This window comes from Nocardia sp. NPDC059236 (genome assembly GCF_042754085.1).
In the GTDB taxonomy this organism is placed as follows: domain Bacteria; phylum Actinomycetota; class Actinomycetes; order Mycobacteriales; family Mycobacteriaceae; genus Nocardia.
Window position 1 is genome coordinate 147,679 of the sequence record NZ_JBHZAF010000005.1, and the last position, 20,334, is coordinate 168,012.

Annotated in this window: 23 protein-coding genes; 10 read left to right on the forward strand and 13 right to left on the reverse strand. The window is 69.8% G+C overall.

Features of this window, described 5'->3' with window-relative positions:
* Positions 1–13 precede the first annotated feature (13 nt).
* Positions 14–349 (forward strand): ArsR/SmtB family transcription factor, encoded by a 336-nt coding sequence (locus tag ACFXIV_RS15215; protein WP_379396691.1) that lies wholly within the window; start codon positions 14–16, stop codon positions 347–349.
* Positions 346–819 (forward strand): SRPBCC family protein, encoded by a 474-nt coding sequence (locus ACFXIV_RS15220; RefSeq protein ID WP_379396693.1) that lies wholly within the window; start codon positions 346–348, stop codon positions 817–819. Before ACFXIV_RS15215 ends, ACFXIV_RS15220 begins: the two co-directional genes overlap by 4 nt.
* 10 nt (positions 820–829) lie before the next feature.
* Here the strand turns inward: ACFXIV_RS15220 and ACFXIV_RS15225 are convergent, their stop codons facing one another.
* The 6 genes from ACFXIV_RS15225 to ACFXIV_RS15250 all read right to left on the reverse strand — a co-directional run bounded on the left by ACFXIV_RS15225 (position 830) and on the right by ACFXIV_RS15250 (position 6,545).
* The gene (locus ACFXIV_RS15225; protein WP_379396695.1) at positions 830–1,711 is read right to left on the reverse strand and encodes a GNAT family N-acetyltransferase; all 882 of its coding nucleotides are present in this window, start codon (positions 1,709–1,711) and stop codon (positions 830–832) included.
* A gap of 196 nt (positions 1,712–1,907) precedes the next feature.
* Positions 1,908–3,146, reverse strand: coding sequence for a cysteine--1-D-myo-inosityl 2-amino-2-deoxy-alpha-D-glucopyranoside ligase (gene mshC, locus ACFXIV_RS15230; RefSeq protein ID WP_379396697.1), 1,239 nt, complete (start codon positions 3,144–3,146; stop codon positions 1,908–1,910).
* Positions 3,147–3,304: 158 nt separating this feature from the next.
* Complete coding sequence (locus ACFXIV_RS15235; protein ID WP_379396699.1) at positions 3,305–4,102, reverse strand: SCO1664 family protein; 798 nt, start codon at positions 4,100–4,102, stop codon at positions 3,305–3,307.
* The gene (locus ACFXIV_RS15240) at positions 4,086–4,670 is read right to left on the reverse strand and encodes a DUF3090 domain-containing protein (RefSeq protein ID WP_379380784.1); all 585 of its coding nucleotides are present in this window, start codon (positions 4,668–4,670) and stop codon (positions 4,086–4,088) included. Before ACFXIV_RS15240 ends, ACFXIV_RS15235 begins: the two co-directional genes overlap by 17 nt.
* 26 nt (positions 4,671–4,696) lie before the next feature.
* The gene (locus ACFXIV_RS15245) at positions 4,697–5,431 is read right to left on the reverse strand and encodes a histidine phosphatase family protein (RefSeq protein WP_354832446.1); all 735 of its coding nucleotides are present in this window, start codon (positions 5,429–5,431) and stop codon (positions 4,697–4,699) included.
* Between the two features lie 16 nt (positions 5,432–5,447).
* The gene (locus ACFXIV_RS15250; RefSeq protein WP_379396701.1) at positions 5,448–6,545 is read right to left on the reverse strand and encodes an undecaprenyl-diphosphate phosphatase; all 1,098 of its coding nucleotides are present in this window, start codon (positions 6,543–6,545) and stop codon (positions 5,448–5,450) included.
* A 127-nt stretch (positions 6,546–6,672) separates the two neighbouring features.
* Here ACFXIV_RS15250 and ACFXIV_RS15255 point away from each other — a divergent pair, with 127 nt between their 5' ends.
* The 4 genes from ACFXIV_RS15255 (at position 6,673) to ACFXIV_RS15270 (ending at position 10,875) form a co-directional block, all read left to right on the forward strand.
* On the forward strand, positions 6,673–7,632 hold the full coding sequence (locus ACFXIV_RS15255; protein ID WP_354832450.1) for an aldo/keto reductase: 960 nt from the start codon (positions 6,673–6,675) through the stop codon (positions 7,630–7,632).
* Between the two features lie 20 nt (positions 7,633–7,652).
* Positions 7,653–8,690 carry a hemin ABC transporter substrate-binding protein gene (locus ACFXIV_RS15260; protein WP_379380790.1) on the forward strand — a complete coding sequence of 346 codons (1,038 nt, stop codon included), beginning with the start codon at positions 7,653–7,655 and terminating at the stop codon, positions 8,688–8,690.
* Between the two features lie 326 nt (positions 8,691–9,016).
* A complete protein-coding gene (locus tag ACFXIV_RS15265) occupies positions 9,017–10,036 on the forward strand; it encodes a FecCD family ABC transporter permease (RefSeq protein ID WP_379397175.1) in 1,020 nt (339 codons plus the stop codon).
* The gene (locus tag ACFXIV_RS15270; protein WP_379396703.1) at positions 10,033–10,875 is read left to right on the forward strand and encodes a heme ABC transporter ATP-binding protein; all 843 of its coding nucleotides are present in this window, start codon (positions 10,033–10,035) and stop codon (positions 10,873–10,875) included. The genes ACFXIV_RS15265 and ACFXIV_RS15270 overlap by 4 nt, the downstream gene beginning before the upstream one ends.
* Positions 10,876–10,935: 60 nt before the next feature.
* On the opposite strand, the gene ACFXIV_RS15275 is transcribed toward ACFXIV_RS15270, so the two are convergent.
* The 4 genes from ACFXIV_RS15275 to ACFXIV_RS15290 form a co-directional block, all read right to left on the reverse strand.
* A complete protein-coding gene (locus tag ACFXIV_RS15275) occupies positions 10,936–11,286 on the reverse strand; it encodes a YrdB family protein (RefSeq protein WP_379396705.1) in 351 nt (116 codons plus the stop codon).
* Complete coding sequence (locus tag ACFXIV_RS15280; RefSeq protein WP_379396707.1) at positions 11,283–13,385, reverse strand: MMPL family transporter; 2,103 nt, start codon at positions 13,383–13,385, stop codon at positions 11,283–11,285. The genes ACFXIV_RS15275 and ACFXIV_RS15280 overlap by 4 nt, the downstream gene beginning before the upstream one ends.
* The gene (locus ACFXIV_RS15285) at positions 13,385–13,921 is read right to left on the reverse strand and encodes a hypothetical protein (RefSeq protein WP_379396709.1); all 537 of its coding nucleotides are present in this window, start codon (positions 13,919–13,921) and stop codon (positions 13,385–13,387) included. The genes ACFXIV_RS15280 and ACFXIV_RS15285 overlap by 1 nt, the downstream gene beginning before the upstream one ends.
* A gap of 105 nt (positions 13,922–14,026) precedes the next feature.
* Positions 14,027–14,383 carry a hypothetical protein gene (locus ACFXIV_RS15290; RefSeq protein WP_379421268.1) on the reverse strand — a complete coding sequence of 119 codons (357 nt, stop codon included), beginning with the start codon at positions 14,381–14,383 and terminating at the stop codon, positions 14,027–14,029.
* 217 nt (positions 14,384–14,600) lie between these two features.
* On the opposite strand from ACFXIV_RS15290, the gene ACFXIV_RS15295 reads away from it, so the two are divergent.
* From ACFXIV_RS15295 to ACFXIV_RS15305, 3 genes are read left to right on the forward strand one after another with little or no spacing between them, the layout of a single operon-like run.
* Positions 14,601–15,626, forward strand: a complete 1,026-nt coding sequence (locus ACFXIV_RS15295; protein WP_379396712.1) for a hypothetical protein — start codon at positions 14,601–14,603, stop codon at positions 15,624–15,626.
* A complete protein-coding gene (locus ACFXIV_RS15300) occupies positions 15,626–15,892 on the forward strand; it encodes a DUF5703 family protein (RefSeq protein WP_040857817.1) in 267 nt (88 codons plus the stop codon). Before ACFXIV_RS15295 ends, ACFXIV_RS15300 begins: the two co-directional genes overlap by 1 nt.
* A gap of 18 nt (positions 15,893–15,910) precedes the next feature.
* On the forward strand, positions 15,911–16,990 hold the full coding sequence (locus tag ACFXIV_RS15305) for a quinone-dependent dihydroorotate dehydrogenase (RefSeq protein ID WP_379397177.1): 1,080 nt from the start codon (positions 15,911–15,913) through the stop codon (positions 16,988–16,990).
* A gap of 93 nt (positions 16,991–17,083) precedes the next feature.
* Here ACFXIV_RS15305 and ACFXIV_RS15310 read toward each other — a convergent pair whose 3' ends face one another.
* The 3 genes from ACFXIV_RS15310 to ACFXIV_RS15320 form a co-directional block, all read right to left on the reverse strand.
* A complete protein-coding gene (locus tag ACFXIV_RS15310) occupies positions 17,084–17,497 on the reverse strand; it encodes a hypothetical protein (protein ID WP_379396714.1) in 414 nt (137 codons plus the stop codon).
* Positions 17,498–17,746: 249 nt separating this feature from the next.
* Positions 17,747–18,031 (reverse strand): hypothetical protein, encoded by a 285-nt coding sequence (locus tag ACFXIV_RS15315; protein WP_379380806.1) that lies wholly within the window; start codon positions 18,029–18,031, stop codon positions 17,747–17,749.
* Positions 18,028–18,321 (reverse strand): hypothetical protein, encoded by a 294-nt coding sequence (locus ACFXIV_RS15320; protein ID WP_379396716.1) that lies wholly within the window; start codon positions 18,319–18,321, stop codon positions 18,028–18,030. The genes ACFXIV_RS15315 and ACFXIV_RS15320 overlap by 4 nt, the downstream gene beginning before the upstream one ends.
* A 442-nt stretch (positions 18,322–18,763) precedes the next feature.
* Between ACFXIV_RS15320 and ACFXIV_RS15325 the strand changes: the two genes are divergently transcribed.
* Positions 18,764–20,293 (forward strand): carbohydrate kinase family protein, encoded by a 1,530-nt coding sequence (locus ACFXIV_RS15325; protein WP_379396718.1) that lies wholly within the window; start codon positions 18,764–18,766, stop codon positions 20,291–20,293.
* Positions 20,294–20,334: the final 41 nt, after the last annotated feature.

The window sequence follows — 20,334 nt, forward strand, 5'->3', positions numbered from 1 at the left end:
AGACTTACGGTTCGTGGGTACTTACCAAAGCGCCGCTCTCGACGCCCTCGGTGACCCGACCCGGCGAGCCATCTTCGAACGCCTCGGCCGAGGCCCGTGCGCGGTCGGCGAACTCGCCCAGGAGCTTCCCGTGTCCCGGCCCGCCGTCTCCCAGCACCTCAAGGTGCTCAAACAGGCCGGCCTGGTCCGCGACGAAGCCGTCGGCACCCGGCGCGTCTACCGGCTCGACCCCAGCGGCATCGACGCGCTGCGCGCGTACTTCACCCACTTCTGGTCGACCGCGCTGTCGGCCTTTCGCGACGAAGTGAACCGCCAAGCCCAGCAGGACCACACCCAGGAGCAGTCATGACCCAGCACACCGACACCGTCACCGTCGAACTCACCGTCGAAGCGCCCATCGACAAGGCCTACCGCGTCTTCACCACCGGCATGGACACCTGGTGGCCGCGCGAGCACCACATCGGCTCCGGCCCGCTGGCCGAAGTCGTCGTCGAACCCCACGTCGGCGGCCGCCTCTACGGCCGCGAAGCCGACGGCACCGAATGCCCGTGGGGCCGGGTGCTGGAGTGGTCACCCGACACCCACTTCGCCTTCTCCTGGGACATCGACCTGAGCTGGAAACCCGAATCCGACCCGGCCCGCACCAGCCGTGTCGATGTCACCTTCACCGCCCTCGATCCCGGCCGCACCGCCGTCACCCTGGTGCACTCCGGCTTCGAAAACCACGGCCCCGGCTGGGAATCCATGCGCGACGCCGTCGGCTCCGCGGGCGGCTGGCCCGCACTGCGCGACAACTACGCCAAGGTCGTCGCCGCCTGAGCAGGCACCCTCACAGCAGGCGGGTGAACCACACCTGATCCCGCAACCGGATCCCGTCCACCACGATCTCCTGCGCATACCCGGCCGCGGCGGTGAACACATCGGGCACCACCCGCGTCATCCGGAACCCGCACCGCTGATAGAACCGCAGATTCCCCACATCGGCGGTGGCGGTGGCCACCTCCAGCCGGCGCACCCCGGCATCGGTGGCCACCGCCACCACCCGATCGATCAGCCGCCTGCCCACCCCGGTGCCCCGCACCGGTTCCGCCACAGCGGTATTGACGATCTCCCAGGTCGATTCCCCGGCCCCCGGCGCAGCCTGGATATGGCCGACCACCGCACCGGAGTCGTTGCGCGCCACCCACACCCGCCCCCGGCCGATATACCCGGCCAGCGCCTGCTCGGAATCCTCGGCCATCCGGAACGACCACGCGATCTCGGCGCGATCACCGAGGAACTCCTCGATCCGCACCCCACCCGCCACCTCCGGCACCACGATCAGCATCCACCCCTCCGGATCCAGCACCGCGAACGCCCCCGCCGCCACCCAATACGGATTGTCCGGAACCACCTCGGCCACACCATGATCGGCCAGCCGCGCCCGCAACCGCGCGAACCCCGACCGCAGATACAGCACCACCGCATGCTCGGGACCCGGCGGTGCGGGTGGCGGCGCGCCCGCGCGGCGCACCAGCTCCAGCTGCGCCGACGCGTCCGGCAGCCCGAACACGAACCCGCTGTAGCCGGCATGATCCTCGAACACGAAAAGTTCGGTCAGACCGACGATCTCCCGATAGAACGCCGCACACTCCACCAGCCGATCGGTCTCCCGCGCGAAACGCGCCGCGGCCAGCGACCACTCGCCGCGACCGGACTCCGAGGCAACCACAGGCACATCCTCCTCACAGACAACGACACCCGCACGCCAGCATGCTCGGCCCGGCACCGAGCAGTCGACCCATTTCTCTCCAACCGCCCGCCCGGCCCCGCGAGGCTGCACACCGTCGCCGAACACCGACCGCTCGAAACACGAACGCGCGAGCCCGGATCCGGGCTCGCGCGTTCGACTCACGCCCTCGTGCGGCTCAGAGCGCGACACCCAGCAGGGCGTCGACGGTGTCCTTGATCAGACCCGGCGCCACGGTGTCGGGTCCGCCGTAGGCCAGCGCCTGCTGTGCCCACGCGTCGATCGCCGCGATCGCCTTCGGCGTGTCCAGATCGTCGGCCAGATGCCGCCGCACCCGCGCCACCGTGTCACCGGCCTCGGGACCCGACTGCAGCGCCACCGCCGCCCGCCACCGCTCCAGCCGCGAAAGCGCCTCGGCCAGTACCGCATCCGACCACTCCCGGTCGGCGCGATAGTGGCCCGCGAACAGCCCCAGCCGGATCGCGGCCGGATCGGTGCCCGCGCGGCGCAGCTTCGACACGAACACCAGATTGCCGCGCGACTTCGACATCTTCTCGCCGTCGAGCCCGATCAGGCCCGCGTGCACGTAGTGGCGGGCGAAACGGCGTCCCTTCACCAGCGCCTCGGCGTGCGCGGCCGAATACTCGTGGTGCGGATAGATCAGATCGCTGCCGCCGCCCTGCACATCGAACTCGGTGCCGATGCGGTTGAGCGCGATCGCCGCACACTCGATGTGCCAGCCGGGACGGCCCGCCCCGAACGGCGCCGGCCACGACGGCTCACCCGGCCGCTCCGCACGCCACAGCAGCGCGTCGATCGGATCCCGTTTGCCCGGCCGCTGCGGATCCCCGCCGCGCTCGGCGAACAGTCGCTCCATCGTCGCCCGGTCGTAGCCGGACTCGTACCCGAACTGCTCGGTCGCGTCGTAACGGAAGTAGATGTCGGCGTACTCCGGATCGTCGACCACATACGCCGCACCGGAGGCGAGCAGCTTGTCGACCAGCTCCACCACCTCCTGCACCGACTCGATCGCCCCGATGTAGTCGCGCGGCGGGATCACCCGCAACGCGGCCATGTCCTCACGGAACAGGTCGATCTCCCGGGTACCGAGCTCGCGCCAGTCGATGCCGTCGCGCTGCGCGCGCTCGAACAGCGGATCGTCGACATCGGTGGTGTTCTGCACGTAGTGCACCTCGTGCCCGCCGTCGCGCCACAGCCGGTTGACCAGATCGAAGGTCAGATAGGTGGCCGCGTGCCCGAGATGGGTCGCGTCATAGGGGGTGATGCCGCACACGTACATCGTCGCGGTGGCGCCGGGGGTCACCGGGCGCACCTGCTTGTCGGCGGTGTCGAACAACCGCAACGCCGGTCCGGATCCGGGGACGGTCGGGACAGCGATATCGGACCAGGACTGCATGAATCGAGGTTAACGCTGTGATCGCGCGCCATCCCCGCCGCCCCCGCACCGGTGTGCCGCGCGACACCCACCCGCCCTGGCCGACCAGCACCCTAGTCGCGAGCGCGAGGGTGTCAAGAGTTGCAATCACGACGAGGTAAACGTCGCCGCCGACCGGGTCAGAACGCGGGCCAGGGAATCGGGCGCTGACTCACCGGCATCGGCATCACCGGCTCCTCCAACAGGGCCCGCCCGCGCGCCTCGAGCGCCTCGATCTCGGCGTCGGTGAGGAACTCCGCCAGCCGCTCACCCAGCTCACCGGGCAGCGCCTTGACGAAAACCGTGATGTCGGTGAGCAATTCGTCACCGATCGGCTCACCGGCCCAGCCCCACAACACCGTGCGCAACTTCGGCTCGCGGTGCAGGCAGATGCCGTGATCGACACCGTAGACCCGCCCGTCGAGCCCGACGAGAGCATGACCGCCCTTGCGGTCGGCATTGTTGAGCAGCACATCCAGCACCGCCATCCGAAACAGCCGCGGATCATCGGCGTGCACCAGCGACACCGGATGGCCACCCGGATCCAGCGCCCGCAACACCTCCCGATACCCCTCGGGCACCGCATCCACCGGGCACAGATCCACCAGATCCGGGCCCGGGGCATCCTCGGCGGTCTCGATCCAGCGCTGCACCATACCCGGCCCGAAAGGACCCTCCCGCAACACGGTTTCAGGGATCACGCCCCAGCCGATCGCCTCCGACACCAGATACGAGGCCACCTCCCGCCCGGCCAGCGTGCCGTCGGGGAAATCCCACAGCGGCCGCTCCCCGCGCACCGGCTTGTACACCACCCGCAGCCCCGCGCCGTCGATCTCGCAGACGAGCGTGACATTGGAGGCGGTGGTGACCTGCCCGATCACCGTCAGCTCGGCGGTGCGCAGCCCGTCCTCGCTCACGCCGTCATTCCTCGAGTTCATTGGCGCCGAAGATGTCGCCGCGCTTGTAGCCGTTGGTGCGCACGCACATGTGCCCCTTGGACGACAGCGGCTCCCCGCACAGCGGGCACGGCGGGCGTCCGGCGGCGATCACGCGCGCCGAGCGCAGCGCGAACTCGCGTGCCTGCACCGGGGTCAGGAACACCCGCACCGCGTCGGGACCCTCCTCGGTGTCGTCGAGCACCACCGATTCGTCCACCTCGGTCTCGGTGATCGCCAGCAGCTCCACCACCACCGCGCCCGCGTCGGCGTCCCAGCCCAAACCCATGGTGCCGACCCGGAATTCGGCATCGATCGGGGTGATCAACGGCGCGGTGTCGGCCACATCGGAGGCCTGCGGCGGCACGGTGGTGCCGAAGCGTCGTTGCACCTCGTCCAGCAGCAGACCCATCCGATCGGCCAGCACCTTCACCTGCTGCTTCTCCAGCAGCACGCTGATCACCCGCGGGTCCTGCACGGCCTGCAGGTAGAACGCGCGGTCGCCCGGCTCGCCGACGGTGCCGGCGACGAAACGATCGGGGGTGCGGAAGATATGGATTGCCCGGCCCATTGCACCTCCATTCGGTTCACTCACACTTATGAATCGGGGCGTTCCGCTACCCCATTATCCGTACTGATGGTGGTACCCGTTTCTCCGCCGGGAACCGGCCCCGAGCGCGATTCGCCGCCGGTTCGCGGTGAAATCGCCGCCAACGCGGACAGGTCCGTCCCGGTGTCGTTGACCCGCCACACGTACGGGGCGGTCGGGGTGTAGCGGATGACGCTGATCGACGCCGGCTCCACCACGATGCGCTGGAACCCGTCGAGGTGAATGCCGAACGCGTCGGCCAGCACCGATTTGATGACGTCGCCGTGCGTGCACGCAATCCACAACACATCGCTACCATGCCGGGCCGCGAACTGCCGATCCCGTTCGCGGACAGCGGACACGGCCCGAAACTGCACCTGTGCCAAGGACTCTCCGGAGGGGAAGGTCGCGGCCGAGGCGTGGCGCTGCACCACCTTCCACAACGGCTCGCTCATCAGGTCCGCCAGGGCCTTGCCGGTCCAGTCGCCGTAGTCGACCTCGAGCAGGCGTTCGTCGGGTTCGGGTTCGAGCCCGAGCTTGTCGGCCAGGGGGGCGACGGTGCGCTGGCAGCGCAGCAGCGGCGAGCACACGATGTGTTCGATGGGCAGTGATCCCAGCCGCTCCATCAGGCTCTGCGCCTGTTCGCGTCCACGATCGGTCAGATCGACGCCCGCACTGCGGCCGGCCAGGGTGCGAGCGGTATTCGACGTGGACACGCCGTGCCGCAACAGGATCACCGTCACCGGGACAGCCTACTGGCTACGTCGCCGACACGACGCCGGTCGTCAGCAGCACCATCACCGTCAACCCCAGCAGGATGCGGTAACCGACGAACCAGTCCAGCGAGTGCCGCGCCACGAACTTCAGCAGCCACGCCACCGACGCATACCCCACCGCGAAGGACACAATGGTCGCCACCAGCAGCTGCGGACCCGACGCATTGAGGCCCTCACCGGCGGGTTCGAACGCGTCGGGGAGACTGAACAGGCCCGAGGCCAGCACCGCCGGGATCGCCAGCAGGAACGAGAACCGCACCGACGCCTCCCGGGTCAGCCCGCAGAACAGGCCCGCCGACGAGGTCGCGCCCGAACGCGACACGCCCGGAATGAGGGCCAGGCACTGCGCCAGCCCCATGATCAGGCCGTCGCGGGTGGTCAGCAGCTCGATCGGGCGGCGCCGGCGACCGTAGGCCTTACCCGAGTAGTACTCCGCGGCCGCGATCACCAGAGCGAACACGATCAGCATGATCGACACCAGCCACAGATTCCGTGCGCCGGTACGGATCTGGTCCTTCAGCAGCAGACCCAGCATCCCGATCGGGACGGTGGCGATGATCACATACCAGCCGATCCGATAGTCCAGCTCGCGCTGGACGTCGGGATCGGGGCCGAAGGAGAAGCGCCCGTCCTCGGTCAGCACCGGCAGCCGGGTGGTCGCACGCTCGGACACCGGCACCGAAACCCGTTGCGGCGCGGCCACCTTCGACCACATCGTGGTGCACCAGGCGACCAGGATGCGCCAGATGTCCTTGGCGAAGTACACCAGCACCGCCGCCTCGGTGCCCAGCTGGGTGACCGCGGTGAACGAGGCGCCCGCATCGTCACCGAAGAACACCGCCGAGGTGATCCGCAGATGCGCCGAGGAGGAGATCGGCAGAAACTCCGTCAGCCCCTGCACCAGGCCCAGCACCAGCGCCTGCACCCACGTCATCGACTCGCCCACACACCCTCCAGTCCCGAATCGTCGGCTCCCGGTGCGGATTTCGGCGCCACATCGCGCCCGAACCGCCACCGCCCTGGCGCATCCGCGCCGCAACACCGCAGCGACCCTACCGGGCGAGTGTCCGAATTCGGACATGCATGCGCGAAATGGGCGGAGTTGCCCGCTACGGACGTCGACCCGCCGCACTCGCTGCGGGCCGTAGCCCGGCAGATGCGACAGGTGGGCCTAGGCTGACGCGTGTGACGAAAGTGCAAGCGCGGTGATGGAACAACGGACGGTCGGCCGCAGCGGACTGCGGGTCTCGAGGCTCGGGCTGGCCACCCACACCTGGGGCAGGGAAACCGACGCCGAGGACGCGGCCGCCCAGCTGATGGCGTTCGTCGAAGCGGGCGGCACCCTGGTCGACACGTCCCCCGCCTACGGGGACGGCGCCGCGCAACACATTCTCGGCGAACTGCTCTCCGAGATCGGGCGCGAGGACCTCGTGCTGTCCGGAAGTGCCGGATACACACCGATACTCAGCGATGCCGCCGCCGAAGCGCCCGCCGCCGTGCGCTGGACCGTCGACGCCTCCCGGCGCACCATGCGGCGCCAGCTCGACCACACCCTGCGCCAGCTCGGCACCGACCACCTCGACCTGTGGACCGTCGCGGCCTGGGACCCGCACACCCCCCTCGAGGAGATCGCCGACACCCTGTCGTGGGCAGTGCGCTCGGGGCGGGTGCGCTACGCGGGCGCGCGCGGCTACGACGGCTGGCAGCTGGCCACCCTGGCGGCCGCGGCGCCCATCACCGCCGCGACCACCCAGTACTCGCTGCTCGCGCGCGGGGTCGAGCACGAATTCGTGCCCGCCGCACAGCATCACGGCATCGGCCTGATCGCCACCGCGCCACTGGCCGGGGGCATTCTCACCGGCAAATACCGCGACGGCGTGCCCGCCGACTCGCGCGGCGCCGACGAGGCCACGGCCGCCGAGATCACCGCCCACCTCGACGATCGCGCGGTGCGGGTGGTGGACGCGGTGGTCACCGCCGCCGACGGGCTGGGCACCTCACCGCTGGCGGTGGCGCTGGCCTGGATCCGCGATCAGCCCGCGGTGGCGACGATGCTGGTCGGGGCGCGGGATATCGGGCAGCTCACCGGGATTCTGGCCGCCGAAACCCTCGAGCTGCCGCGTGCCATCACCGCGGCACTGGGAGACGTGAGCGCACGCACAGAATGAGCAAGGCTAACCTTACCTGCATGAGGTGTCTCGTGAATGCCCGCTCGGCCGCACGCACGCTGCTGATCATGCTGCTCGGCATCGGCCTGGTCGCGGGCGTCACCGCCTGCAGCAGCGGCACCTCCGGCACCGGTGGCACCCACGGCCCGGTGACCGCCAGCGTCGGCGACCTGAACCCGGTGGCGATCGGACCCGAACCCACCCCGGTGCTGCCCGCGACCGTGAAGTCCTTCGACGGCAGCGACGTCACCGTCACCGACGCCAGCCGCATCATCGCCGCCGACCGCTACGGCACCCTCGCCCAGACCGTCGTGGCGCTCGGCCTCCGATCAAAACTGGTCGGCCGCTCCAACTCTGCGGCGTTCCCCGCCGTCGAGGACCTGCCCACCGTCTCCAGCGGCGCGGGCACCCTGAGCGTGGAATCGGTTGCGGCACTGCGGCCCACGGTGTTCCTCACCGACACCACCGCCGTCACCCCCGCCCTGCGCGAACAGCTCAAGGCCCTCGGCATCACCGTGGTCTACTTCGACCCGCAACGCACCATGGACGGCGTCGTGCCCCAGATCCAGGCCGTCGCCGCCGCCCTCGGCGTCCCCGACGCCGGCAAGGCCCTGGCCCAGCGCACCCGCGACGAGATCTCCGCGGCCACCGCCTCGGTGCCGCACCAGGATTCGAAGCCCAAGATCGCGTTCCTGTACCTGCGCAGCACCGCCATCACCATGATCGCCGGACCCGGCTCGGGCGCCGACTCCCTCATCACCGCCCTCGGCGGCATCGACGCCGGCACCGCCTCGGGCATCACCCAGGACTTCCTGCCCATCACCAGCGAAGCCATGATCGCCGCCGCCCCGGACGTCTTCCTGCTCATGAGCGACGGCCTGGCCTCCGTCGGCGGCATCGACGGCCTCGAGAAGATCCCCGGCGTCGCCCAGACCCCCGCCGGACGCGACCGCCGCGTCGTCGACATGTCCGACGCCGTCCTGCTGTCCTTCGGCCCCGACACCGGCCGCGTCCTGGCCGCGCTCGTCAAGGCCGTCTACGGCACGAGCAACGCATGACCGACCCCCAAAACCCGCAACCCGATTCGGCCGGCCCGCCCGGCGCTGCCGCCACACCGGACGGCGACGGGACGAACCCGGCCGTCGACCGCGCGGCGAACCGTCCCAGGGCACACGAGACGACCTCGCCCACGGGCAAGCGCGACGAGGCCGATCGGGCGATGGCCGAGCGGGCGAACCCGGCTGCCGCCGCGGAGTCCGGCAGCCCGGCCACCGGTCGCGGGGCAGTCGAGGTCGCCGAATCGGAGATGGAATCGGTTGCCGCACACCGTTTGCCGGCGAGTGTGGACCCGGCTCCGGCCGGTCGGCGCAGCCGGCCGCGCACCATGCTGATCTTCGCCGCGGGCCTGGCCGGGCTGGTGGTGCTGGCCCTGGTCTCCGCGGCCATCGGGCAGGTGCCGACCAGCCCCGCCGAGGTCGCGGGCAGCGTGTTCCACCGCATCGGGCTCGACTGGGGGCCGCTGCCCCACCATCCCGCCGGCTACGTGACGTTGTGGGAGGTACGGTTCCCGCGCGTCGTGCTCGCGGTGCTCGTGGGCGCCGCCTTGGCCACCGCGGGCGCGCTGCTGCAGGGCGTGTTCGCCAACCCGCTCGCCGAACCCGGCGTCATCGGCGTGTCCGCAGGCGCGGCCGTCGGGGCGGGTGCGGTCATCGTGGTCGGCGGCGCGTTCACCGCAGCCTGGTCGGTGGCGGCGGGCGCGTTCGTCGCCGGGCTGGGCACCACCCTGCTGGTGTATCTGCTCTCGCGCTCGGGCGGGCGCACCGAGGTGGTGACCTTGATTCTCACCGGCGTCGCCATCAACGCCTTCGCCGGCGGCGTCATCTCGTTCCTGCTGTTCAAGGCATCCCCGGCGGCCCGCGATCAGCTGGTGTTCTGGCAGATGGGCAGTCTCAACGGTGCCAGCTGGCAGGCGGTCAATGTGGTGTGGCCGCTGACCCTGCTGGGCATCGCGGCCGCGATCTGGATGGCCCCGCGCCTGGACCTGCTCGCCCTCGGTGAATCCGCGGCCCGCCACCTCGGGGTCGACGTGGAACGGTTGCGGCGCAACATCATCATCGTCGTCGCGGTGCTCGCCACCGCCGGTGTCGCCTTCACCGGCATCATCCTGTTCGTCGGATTGATCGTGCCGCACCTGGTGCGCATGCTCGTCGGGCCCGGACACCGGGTGCTGATTCCGCTGTCGGCGATCCTCGGCGCGGCGGTGCTCGTCGCCGCCGACATCGGCGCCCGTGCCCTGGTCCACAACGCGGACCTGCCGCTGGGCATGATCACCTCGCTGGTCGGCGGGCCGTTCTTCTTCTGGCTGCTGCGCCGCACCCGCGCACGATCGGGAGGCTGGGCATGAGCGGCCTGCGCGAGCTGGCAACGATTTTCGGACGTTCCCCCGCACTGCCGGAGACACCCGAACCGGGCACGGTCACCTTGCGCGCCCGCAACGTCAGTGCCAAGCGCGGCGACCGCACGGTCCTCGAGGGCGTCGACTTCCCGGTGATCGCCGGGCAGATCGTGGCGCTGGTCGGCCCCAACGGCGCCGGGAAGTCCACACTGCTGGCCGCCCTCGCCGGGGAACTCGAACTCTCCGGCGGCAGCGTCGAACTCGACGGGCACGCCCTGACCCACTGGACCCACCTGGACATGGCGCGCCGCCGCGCGGTGCTGCCGCAATCGCACACCGTCGGATTCCCGTTCCGCGCACGTGAAGTGGTGGCCATGGGCCGTTCCCCGTGGGCACGCACCGGCCGCCAGGACGACGACGACGAGGCGATCGCCGCCGCCATGGCCGCCACCGACGTCGAACGCTTCGCCGCCCGCCCCTTCCCGGCCCTATCCGGCGGTGAACGCGCCCGCGTCGCCCTGGCCCGGGTACTGGCCCAGGACACCGCGACCCTGCTGCTCGACGAGCCCACCGCCGCACTCGATCTCGGCCACCAGGAGCAGGTGCTGCACCTGGCGCGCGAGCGGGCCGCCGCGGGCGCGGCCGTCGTGGTCGTGCTGCACGACCTCGGTGTCGCCGCCGCCTACGCCGACCGGGTCGCCGTCCTGGAAGCCGGGCGCATCGCCGCCGACGGCCCGCCCCGCCAGATCCTCACCCCGGAACTGCTCTCCCGCGTCTACCAGCACCCGGTCGACGTCTTCGACCACCCGGTGACCGGCGCGCAACTGGTGCTGCCCGTCCGCGGCTGATTCGCCGAAAGCCGTGCGGGCCAGGCACATTCGCCCCGCCCCGCACGGCGGCAGCGCCGATCAGAGCTGCTGCTGACCCCACAGCAGCCGCAGTGCGCCGTTGCCCAGCCACACCGCGAACATCGCCACACCCGCGACCGGAGTCCAGGCCAGGCCCAGCAGCACCGACGCCGCTCCGAACCACACCACCTCCAAAACCACGCGCCGCCAACCGGTTTGCGGGAACCGGGGATCCTTGGCCGCACCGAACAGCGCCCACACCACGATGAACACCGCCGGGGCCGCCAGCCCCAGCACGATCCGCGCCGCGAGCGGCGCCGACACCGTGAACCCCCACCACGCGGCCGCACCCAGCACCAACAGTTCCAGCAGGAACATCACCAACAGGTTCGCGCCTTTGAGCACGCTCATCGCCAGACCAACTTCAATACCGCAGGAGTCAACAGCATGCGGATCACGGTGGCGTCCAACACCAGTGCCGCGATCATGCCGTAGGCAATGTATTTCATCAGCACCAGATCCGAGAAGCCGAACGCCCCGGTCACCACGATCAGAATCGCCGCGGCCGAGGTGATCACACCGCCGGTGTGGGCGATGCCGTAGCGGATCGCCTCGGGCGCATCGGCTCCCGCCGCGCGCGCCTCGGCCATCCGCGACTGCAGGAACACCTCGTAGTCGGTCGACAGGCCGAACAGCACCGTCACGATCAGCACCAGCACCGCGAACATGAGCGGGCCCGGCGTGAAATCGAACAGGCCCGCGCCGTGGCCCTGCACGAAGATCCAGGTCAGCACACCCAGGGTGGCGCCGAGGCTGAGCGCGCTCATCACCACCGCCTTGATCGCCAGCACCAGCGACCGGAACGCCGCGTACATCAACGCGATCGCCGCCACGACCAGGATCGCCGCCAGCAGCGGCAGCCCCCTGATCAATCCCTGGATCGAATCCCGTTCCAGCGCGGGCACACCCGCGACCATCACCTGCACCCCGTCCGGTTGCGGGATCGAGCGCAGCGCCGCGATCACGCTGTCGGCGTCGCGTTTGTCGCGCAGCCCGCTGGCCAGCACCGTCACCCGATCCTTGGTCGGCGCGGCCGGATCGAACGGCCCCGTCATCTCCGGGCCGACCATCTGATTGGCGGCGTAGCGGATATCCGAGAGCTGCTGCGGATTCGCGCCCACCACCACCAGCTTCAACGGCTCGGTCCGGAACTGCGGGAACATGCGGTCGAAGTCCTGCTGCGCCACCCGCGCCGGATTGTCCGAGGCCAGATATCGCTCGCTCAGCCCCCCGAACTCGATACTGCGGAACGGCAGGATCAGCACCAGCAGCATCAGCACCACCGGCACGATCACCCGCCACGGCTTGCGCATCGCGAAAACCGCCAGCCGCGAGAAGAATCCGGCATCGATCTGCTCGGCGGTGCGGACACTGGCCAGCCCGTGCCATCCCCACAGATCGATGCGCCGCCCCACGATCGACAACACCGCCGGCAGTGCCGTCACCGAGAGCACCGCCGCCAGCAGCACCGAAGAGATACCGCCCAGCGGCACCGACCGCAGCACACCATTGGGGTAGATGAACAACGCGCCCAGGCTCACCGCGATGATCGCCGCCGAGAACAACACCGTCCGCCCGGCCGTCGCCACCGTCCGCGCCGTCGCCTCCTCGACACTGCGGCCGGCCGCCAGCTCCTCCCGGAACCGGGTCACCGCGAACAGCCCGTAGTCGATCGCCAGCCCCAGGCTCACGAGCGTGACCACCGCCGAGGCGAACACGTTGACCTGCAGATGATTCGTCAGCAGCCGCATGATGCCCTGACTGCCCAGGATCGTCATGCCGCCGATCAGCACCGGCAGCAGCGCCCCCAGCACCCCGCCGAACACGAAATACAGCAGGATCGCCACCAGCGGCAGCGCGATCAGCTCCGCCCGGTGGATGTCGTCCTGCATGCCGGTGTTGATGCCCTCCACCACCGGCTGCAATCCGGCCAGCTGCACCGTCGTCCCGCCGGGCCCGGAACCGGTTGCGCCCGCGTGGAATTCGCTCTTGATGGCCAGATAGTTGTTCACCGTGTCGGTGCCGCCGGCCCCGCGCAGCCCGATGCTGGCGAAGGCGTGGGTGCGCGAGGCGTCGGCGAACTGCCCCATCAGCGCGCCGTCCCAATACGAGTCGATCTTCAGGATCCGATCGGGATGCTCGGTGCGCAGCCGGGTCAACTCCGCCGCCACCGCCGAACGCACCGGCTCGTCGTCGACGGTCAGCCCGGGCGGGGCGGTGTAGATCGCGATCAGATCCGCGTCGGTGTCGCGCCCGAAGGTGGCATCGGCCAGCTTCGACGCCGCCACGGACTGACTGGATTCGTCGAACCAGCCCTCCTGGGTGAGGTGATCGGCCAGGTCCCGCCCGTAGAACCCCGACGCCAGCACCACCAGCCCGAACACGGCGAACACCACGAACCGGAAACGGTGGATCAGCCGCCCCCACCGCAGGGATCCGGCCTCGAGCATCAGCCGCAGGCCGCGGTCTTGTAGTCGGCCGAACGCAGAATGCCGCACAGGTCGGTGCGCGAGATCTTCCAGCGCCCGTCCTTGTACACGAAATGCACCACCGTGGTGCGCACATCGGTGCCGGTGCCGTCCTTGTCCAGGCTCAACGTCGCGGTCAGGGTGCCGTCGTGATTGTCGAACACCGGATCCTTGACCCCGTACACCGCGCGCGGATGATCGGCCAGCGCCTTGTACATGTCCGGGATCGCGTCCTTGAACGCCTGCCCGTCCTCGATCAGCGCGGTCCGGTCACTGTCGGGCAGATTCGGATCCAGCGCGCTCTTGATCTGCGCGTCCAGCTCCTGCGCGGTCGGGATCGTCGGCTTGTTGGCGCTGCTCTGCGCGGCCGCGACCGCCGAGGACGAACTCAGTGCCGCGTACGCCGAGGACCGTGCCTGGGCCACCTTGGACTCGTCGTCGCCCCCGCCGCACGCGGCGATCGACGCGCCGAGCACGGTCAACAGGAGCGCGGCGGCGGCCGGTCGTCGAAGTCGCATCAACATCCTCGTCAGCTCGAACTGCGGTTGTGTGCCGTTAGTTTGTCACGCGCCGCGCCCGAGGGTGATTCCTGTGTCACAGACACCCGGTTCCGCGCGAGCGGCTCACATGCCGTCGATGACCGCGCTGAGCCGGCCCAGCAGCGCCCGCACCGTGATGGCCTCCCGCAGCTGCGCGGCCGGCACCGGCGTGGCCTGCGGAATCAGATCGCGCACCAGCGCCACCACGCTGCGCTCGTCGTCGAGATCGATATCGGTCACCGGCGCCAGCGCCACCGCTTCGACGTCCTCGGGGCCGGGTACGGCGGTGGCCAGCCCGAGCCGGTAGATCTCGAGGGTGAGGGTCGCGCGGTGGGTGCGGAAGGCGAAGGACCGCCCGTCCGCGGTGACCCCGAACCCGTGCGCGTAACGACCCACCGTCACGTCTTCGACGGTGAAGCCCGAAGTGCGATCGGCTACCAACAAATCTCCCTGATACAGCACGCTTTTGCCTTCCACGGTAACCGCACCGGCCAACAGCGCCACCGAAAGCCCATGTCACATCATGCAAATCGGCCCGGGAGGCGGGCGGCACGCCGCCGCGAAGACCCCCGCTTGTCGGGTGTGGTGACGGATCATGGTCAGATAAGAGAGCACGCATGATTTCGTCGGTCAGTTCGGTCAGTAAGGAGTTCGCTGCATGCGCCGTCGCGGCTGGATCGGTTCAGCCCTCGCGGGTGTGACCGTGGTGACCCTGCTGGCGGGCTGTTCCTCCCAGGAGAACAACGCCGACAACGCCACTCGCGACCCGGCCACCCCCGCCGCCGCGCCCGCGGCCACGGCGGCCCCCGCCGGGGAGGTGACCCCCAGCACCCCGATCTCGCTGCTGGTCTCCGAACCGGCCACCGGAATCCTGGCCGCCGCGACCACCGTCGGCGACAAACCCGTGCTGCGGCTCACCGACACCGCCACGCCCGGCAACCACCGGACCACCGATGTCCCGCTGCCCGGCAAGGCCGCCACGCTGGCCCTCGGCAAGCCCGGCGAGATCCTCGTCGCGGTGCCCGGCAGGATCCTTCGCGTCGACGCCGCCTCGGCCAAGGTCACCGAGATCGCGATCGACGGTGACGTGCACGCGGTGGCACTCCGCCCCGACGGCTCGCTGGTCGCGGGCCTGGCCAACGGCAAGGTGCTGCTGCTGGACGCGGACGGCACTGTGCGCCATACCATTTCGGGTCTGTCCTCCGCCGATGCCGTCGAAGCCGGCGACGGCGCGGTGGTCGTGCTCGATCGCCGCCAGACCGCCATCGTCCAACTCGACGGCACCAGCAAGCTCGGGCTGTCGCTGCGCGCGGGAGACGGGGCGTCGAACATGATCGGCGACCACTTCGGCCGCCGCATCGTCACCGACACCGCCGGGCAGGAACTGCTGGTCTACACCGCCGATCCCTTGGTCCTGCACCAGCGTTTCCCGGTAGGCTCTTCGCCCTACGCACTCGCCTACGATCAGCGGTCCGAGACCGTGTGGGTGACGCTGACAGGCAGCAACGAAGTCGTCGGCTACGACCTGTCGACGGGTATACCGGTAGAGGTGGGGCGCTACCCGACGGTGCGCCAGCCCAACGCGGTGACCATCGACGGCCGCACCGGTGACATGTTCGTGGGATCCGCGACCGGTGACGGTCTGCAACGGATCGGCGCGGACCAGCGGAAGAGAGGGCAGTGATGGCTCGGGCCTCACGATCGGCGCACCAATCGCGCACATTGCCGGAGGGCTGGGAGGAATCCAGCGACGAATGGGAATACGTGCCCCTGCGGCTGCCGCCCGGCATCAGCAGGGTCACCGCCTCCATGCGACTGTCCATCCACGCCGAATACGGTGGCTGGGAGTTGTCGCGGGTGCGCGCCTACACCGACGGCAGCCGTCGGGTGTTACTGCGCCGCCGCAAGACGACCCCCCTGCTATCCCCGACACCCGAGGCGGTGATGTAACCCCCCATGTACGAGCGCCTGTACAGCCTGTTGCTGAAGGTGATGTTCCTGCTGTCGCCGGAACGCATCCACCACCTGGCCTTCGCCGCCATGCGGCTCGCGACCCGCTTCGCCCCGGGCCGCGCGCTGACCGGCAGGCTGCTGGTGGCCGACGATCCGATCCTGCGCACCCGCGTGTTCGGCGTGGACTTCCCCGCGCCCCTGGGTCTGGCCGCCGGCTTCGACAAGAACGCCGACGGCGTCGACGCGTGGGGCCCGCTCGGTTTCGGCTACGCCGAGATCGGCACCGTCACCGCCCAGGCCCAGCCCGGCAACCCGGCCCCCCGGCTGTTCCGCCTGCCCGCGGACCGGGCGCTCATCAACCGCATGGGCTTCAACAACTTCGGCGCGGCCGCCGCCGCCGAACACCTGGCCCACCGCCTGCCCGGCGGCGTCCCCATCGGCGCCAACATCGGCAAGACCAAGATCGTCGAACCCGAGGACGCCGCAGGCGATTACGCCATCTCCGCCGAACTGCTGGGCCCGCTGGCCGACTTCATGGTCGTCAACGTCAGCTCTCCCAACACCCCCGGCCTGCGCGACCTGCAGGCGGTGACCTCGCTGCGCCCGATCCTGCAGGCGGTCCTCGACACCGTCTCGGTCCCCGTCCTGGTCAAGATCGCCCCCGACCTGTCCGACGAGGACATCGACGCCGTCGCCGACCTCGCCGTCGAACTCGGCCTGGCCGGCATCGTCGCCACCAACACCACCATCCGCCGCGACGGCCTGCGCACCCCCGCCGCCGACGTGGAACCGATCGGCGCAGGCGGCCTCTCGGGCGCCCCCGTCGCCGACCGCTCCCTCGAAGTCCTGCGCCGCCTCTACAGCCGAGTGGGCGACAAGCTCAACCTCATCTCCGTCGGCGGCATCGAAACCGCCGACCAGGCCTGGGAACGCATCCTCGCCGGCGCCTCCCTCCTCCAGGGCTACACCGGCTTCATCTACGGCGGTCCGTTGTGGGCCAAACACATCCACCGCGGCCTGGCCGCCAAACTCCGCGCCCACGGCTACACCACCCTGGCCGACGCGGTCGGCGCCGAACACAAAACCCGCGCCTGACAACCGATCCCGGCCACTGACCTCGCATGGGCGGCGGCCCCACGCGTCACAGGACCGATCGGGTGCGGCGAATCGTCGTGCGGGTCAGGTCGTTCAGGCCCACAGGTGGCGGGAGCGAGCGCCTGTCGTCGAGGGACGGTGGGTGGTGGCTGCCCATCCTGCGAGGATCGATTCGGGTCGTTCGTCCTCCTCGTCGGTCTCTCGGGGAGTGTCCTGGCGGTACATCCGTTCGGCCAGGCGTTGCGCGAGCAGGAGTACCGCGCGTTCGACGCAGATGCCGACTCGGGTGGCCAGGTCGGCGGCCCACAGGTGGGCGGCTTCGTCGTAGACGACGGCCGGATCGGACAGGATTTCGTCCAATTCCATTCCGGCGCGGGCCTGTTCGTGGGTGAGCCGGTGGGTCGGAAGCCAGCTCAGGCGCCAGACCGCTTCGCTGCCCCGGCGCTCGCGGATCGCATACTCGGGGCTGATGGTGCTGGTCATGGCGGTGGTGGTGATGTCGATCATGGGGCCCTCCCTCGGCCGTGCACGCGAGCGGCAGGATCGCTGCCCGTTCGCGCTGTGGTGCGCTCGGTCGCGGTCGATGTCCCGCGCCGGGCTGTTTGCTCCCTCATCGAATGCTGGTCGGTCGCAATGTCATCGAGTCTCCTGCTCCCGCCCTGAATGTCGGCTGTGCCAACTCCCTTCCCGTTGTCGACCCACGGGCGGTACCGCAGTCGAAGATCGTCACGACCCCGTTTCCGGCGTCGGTTGTGCTCATGCCGACCGCCGGCGCAGCAGAAACATCGCCTGCTCCACCGGAATCCCCAGTTCGCCCGCGCTGGCGATCAGGCGGCCTTGGACGATTTCGTCCCGCGGATACGGATCGACGGCGACGATTTCGGCCAGCACCATGGCCGCCAGCGCCTGGGCGCGGGTCAGCAGCCGATCCGGCAGCCAGCTGCACCGCCACGCCAGGGTCCACCTGTCGGCGACCCGCACGGCGTTCTCTCCGGTGACGTCGCTGGTCATCGTCCAGTCGTCGGTAGCGTAGATGGTCACGAGTCCCCCCGTTCCTGCCGGCGCCTGCGCAGGATGTCGCAGGCCGCTTCGATATCGATGCCGAGTTCGGCGGCGATGCTCTGCACGCGCTGCCACACCGTGTCGGAGCCGACGAGCGGGGTGCACAGGATTTCGGTGAGTTCCATTGCCGCCAGCGCTTGTTCGCGAGTCAGCAACGGCCGAGACCGCCAGCTGAGCTCCCATGCCGGTTCCGGGCAGTCCGGGCGTCGCTGCGCCCATTCGAAGACTGCGATGCTGCTGGTGATCGAGTTGACACTGGGATAGATCACGGTGGCCCCCGGGGCGGAAAGTGTGTCGCCCTCGCGCGGCCGCTGGATGCCGGTACCGGCCGACCCTCGAAAGGCGACCGGCCGGTGGGCCGTCGCCTGCGAATGATGGTGTCGGCCAGAGCGATTGGCGACGTGGATGGATGGTGTCGGTCGCGGCGCGGACGGATTCCGTCCTAGCCCACCGCGACATCGATCTCCGGCTCCGCATCGCACTCGCTGGTCGCCCCGCGTCTGTGCCGGCGGATGTGTCGAATCAGTAGAAGCACTCCGGACACCGGACCTCCCGAACCTGCCTGGTGGGCACGGTACTTCGCCACCATCAGTATGGCATTTGCCCGGGCTCTGTGGTTTTTGCCGCTGGTACCCGGCATTTGCCGCTGCGACAACCGAATTGACGTTTTGGCTGTTCACTAAACATGTTCGGCGGTATTCTTGGGGTCTGATGGCCACCGACAATATTCCTCACGGCCCGGGAGCCGCCATCGTGGCGCCGGACAACGCTGTCTTCGCCGTCGTCGCGGTACTGAAGAGCCTGCGCACGCGGGCGGGCCTGCGCTCCGGGCGGATCCAGAAGACTCAGGTCGACACCCGGAGTCTGCTGCGGCTCAGCGTGGTTCGTCGCTACGCCCATCTGGGTGGAACCACCTCCGAGGGTGCGCTGACCGAGGCGCTTCGGCACGCGGCATGCAAACTGGACAGCACCGACCGATTGATCGTCGACGCCGAGCTGTGCCTGGGGTTGTTCGGTGAGGCCAATCGGCCGCGGGGCATCGATCTCACCAAGTTGTACGGCGAGAAACTCATGGACCGCCGCCGCTACCTCACCCTGCACTGGCGCCTGCTGCACGAGGCGGTGGGTGCGACATCCATTCCCGCCGCGCCGAGCGTCCGCACCATCCGCGATGCCCCGGAGGAGAGGGCGTTCACGGCGCTGGCGACGCTGCTGACCTCGGAATCCGATCCCGAAGCGGCGGAACGGCAAACGGTGACGATCATCGGTGACGCGGTCATGGACATGGCCGTCGAAACGGACCACTTCCCCGAGCCGGGCATCGATATGTGGGGAGACTTCCGACGGCGCCCGGGCGGGAAGGGGCTCACGCGAGCGGTCGCGCTCTCCCGACTCGGGCTCGATACCCGCCTGCTCACCGCGATCGGTCAGGACAGCGAAGGCGCCGAGATTCTCGAATACCTCGCCCAGGAGGGCGTCGATACGAGTCTGATCAAGGTCGTCCCGGGCGCCAGCACCCCGGTGACGGTCGTGATCACTCCTCAGGACGGCGAGGACTACACGAATATCGCGGCCAAGGCCGGTCGCACCCAGCTCGCCTCCGCGGACCTCGAGGTCGCGTCGAATCTGCAGGCGATCACCGACGTCACCGCGGTCGTACTGACCTTCGAACAGTCGGTGGCGGTCATCGAGCGGGCCCTGGAAGCGGTCAGCGCGCAGAACAACGCTGTCGATGCGGCGAGCTCGCCCTGGCTGATCGTGAACGCGACTCCCAAGCGCCCACTCACGCACGCGATGAGCGTCAATCTGTCCGCGATCGACTATCTGGTGGGTTCACCCGAGGAACTCGCGGCACTGCGGCCCGACGAGCCGCCGGAGACCGTCGCGGCCTGGTTGCTGAAGCGTGGTGTGGGTGCGGTCGTCGTCATCGAGCGATCGCGATGCACCATCCACCACCCGGGCGCACGGACCGTGGAGGTGTCGCGCTTCGACAACCCCATGCCGGGTGTCACCGGTGCGGCCTCGGCCTTCTCCGCCGCTCTGACCTATCGGCTGGTCACTCATGACCGCTCCGCGGAGACCGCCGATTTCGTCTGGGCAACAGCGGCCATGGCGGACCTCATCCGGCGCGCCGCGCGCGTGCCGGCCGGTCGTCCCGCCCCGGCCGCCATGCCGTCCGCGGACGCCATCGACGCCGTCGTCGCAGGCGAACCGGACGCCGACGCGTCGACACCGGAATGATCCCGCGTGAAACAGGGCGCGGTCCCCGCGGCCGATATACG

What these genes read in the sequence shown, in the direction of transcription:
- ACFXIV_RS15220 (WP_379396693.1), top strand. Translation starts at nt 346, where the DNA reads ATGACCCAGCACACCGACACCGTCACCGTCGAACTCACCGTCGAAGCG.
- mshC (WP_379396697.1), bottom strand. Translation starts at nt 3,146, where the DNA reads ATGCAGTCCTGGTCCGATATCGCTGTCCCGACCGTCCCCGGATCCGGA.
- ACFXIV_RS15275 (WP_379396705.1), bottom strand. Translation starts at nt 11,286, where the DNA reads ATGAGCGTGCTCAAAGGCGCGAACCTGTTGGTGATGTTCCTGCTGGAA.
- ACFXIV_RS15270 (WP_379396703.1), top strand. Translation starts at nt 10,033, where the DNA reads ATGAGCGGCCTGCGCGAGCTGGCAACGATTTTCGGACGTTCCCCCGCA.
- ACFXIV_RS15285 (WP_379396709.1), bottom strand. Translation starts at nt 13,921, where the DNA reads ATGCGACTTCGACGACCGGCCGCCGCCGCGCTCCTGTTGACCGTGCTC.
- ACFXIV_RS15235 (WP_379396699.1), bottom strand. Translation starts at nt 4,102, where the DNA reads ATGAACTCGAGGAATGACGGCGTGAGCGAGGACGGGCTGCGCACCGCC.
- ACFXIV_RS15250 (WP_379396701.1), bottom strand. Translation starts at nt 6,545, where the DNA reads ATGTCCGAATTCGGACACTCGCCCGGTAGGGTCGCTGCGGTGTTGCGG.
- ACFXIV_RS15265 (WP_379397175.1), top strand. Translation starts at nt 9,017, where the DNA reads ATGCTGATCTTCGCCGCGGGCCTGGCCGGGCTGGTGGTGCTGGCCCTG.
- ACFXIV_RS15310 (WP_379396714.1), bottom strand. Translation starts at nt 17,497, where the DNA reads ATGATCGACATCACCACCACCGCCATGACCAGCACCATCAGCCCCGAG.
- ACFXIV_RS15240 (WP_379380784.1), bottom strand. Translation starts at nt 4,670, where the DNA reads ATGGGCCGGGCAATCCATATCTTCCGCACCCCCGATCGTTTCGTCGCC.
- ACFXIV_RS15280 (WP_379396707.1), bottom strand. Translation starts at nt 13,385, where the DNA reads ATGCTCGAGGCCGGATCCCTGCGGTGGGGGCGGCTGATCCACCGTTTC.
- ACFXIV_RS15325 (WP_379396718.1), top strand. Translation starts at nt 18,764, where the DNA reads ATGGCCACCGACAATATTCCTCACGGCCCGGGAGCCGCCATCGTGGCG.
- ACFXIV_RS15260 (WP_379380790.1), top strand. Translation starts at nt 7,653, where the DNA reads ATGAGGTGTCTCGTGAATGCCCGCTCGGCCGCACGCACGCTGCTGATC.
- ACFXIV_RS15300 (WP_040857817.1), top strand. Translation starts at nt 15,626, where the DNA reads ATGGCTCGGGCCTCACGATCGGCGCACCAATCGCGCACATTGCCGGAG.
- ACFXIV_RS15295 (WP_379396712.1), top strand. Translation starts at nt 14,601, where the DNA reads ATGCGCCGTCGCGGCTGGATCGGTTCAGCCCTCGCGGGTGTGACCGTG.
- ACFXIV_RS15255 (WP_354832450.1), top strand. Translation starts at nt 6,673, where the DNA reads ATGGAACAACGGACGGTCGGCCGCAGCGGACTGCGGGTCTCGAGGCTC.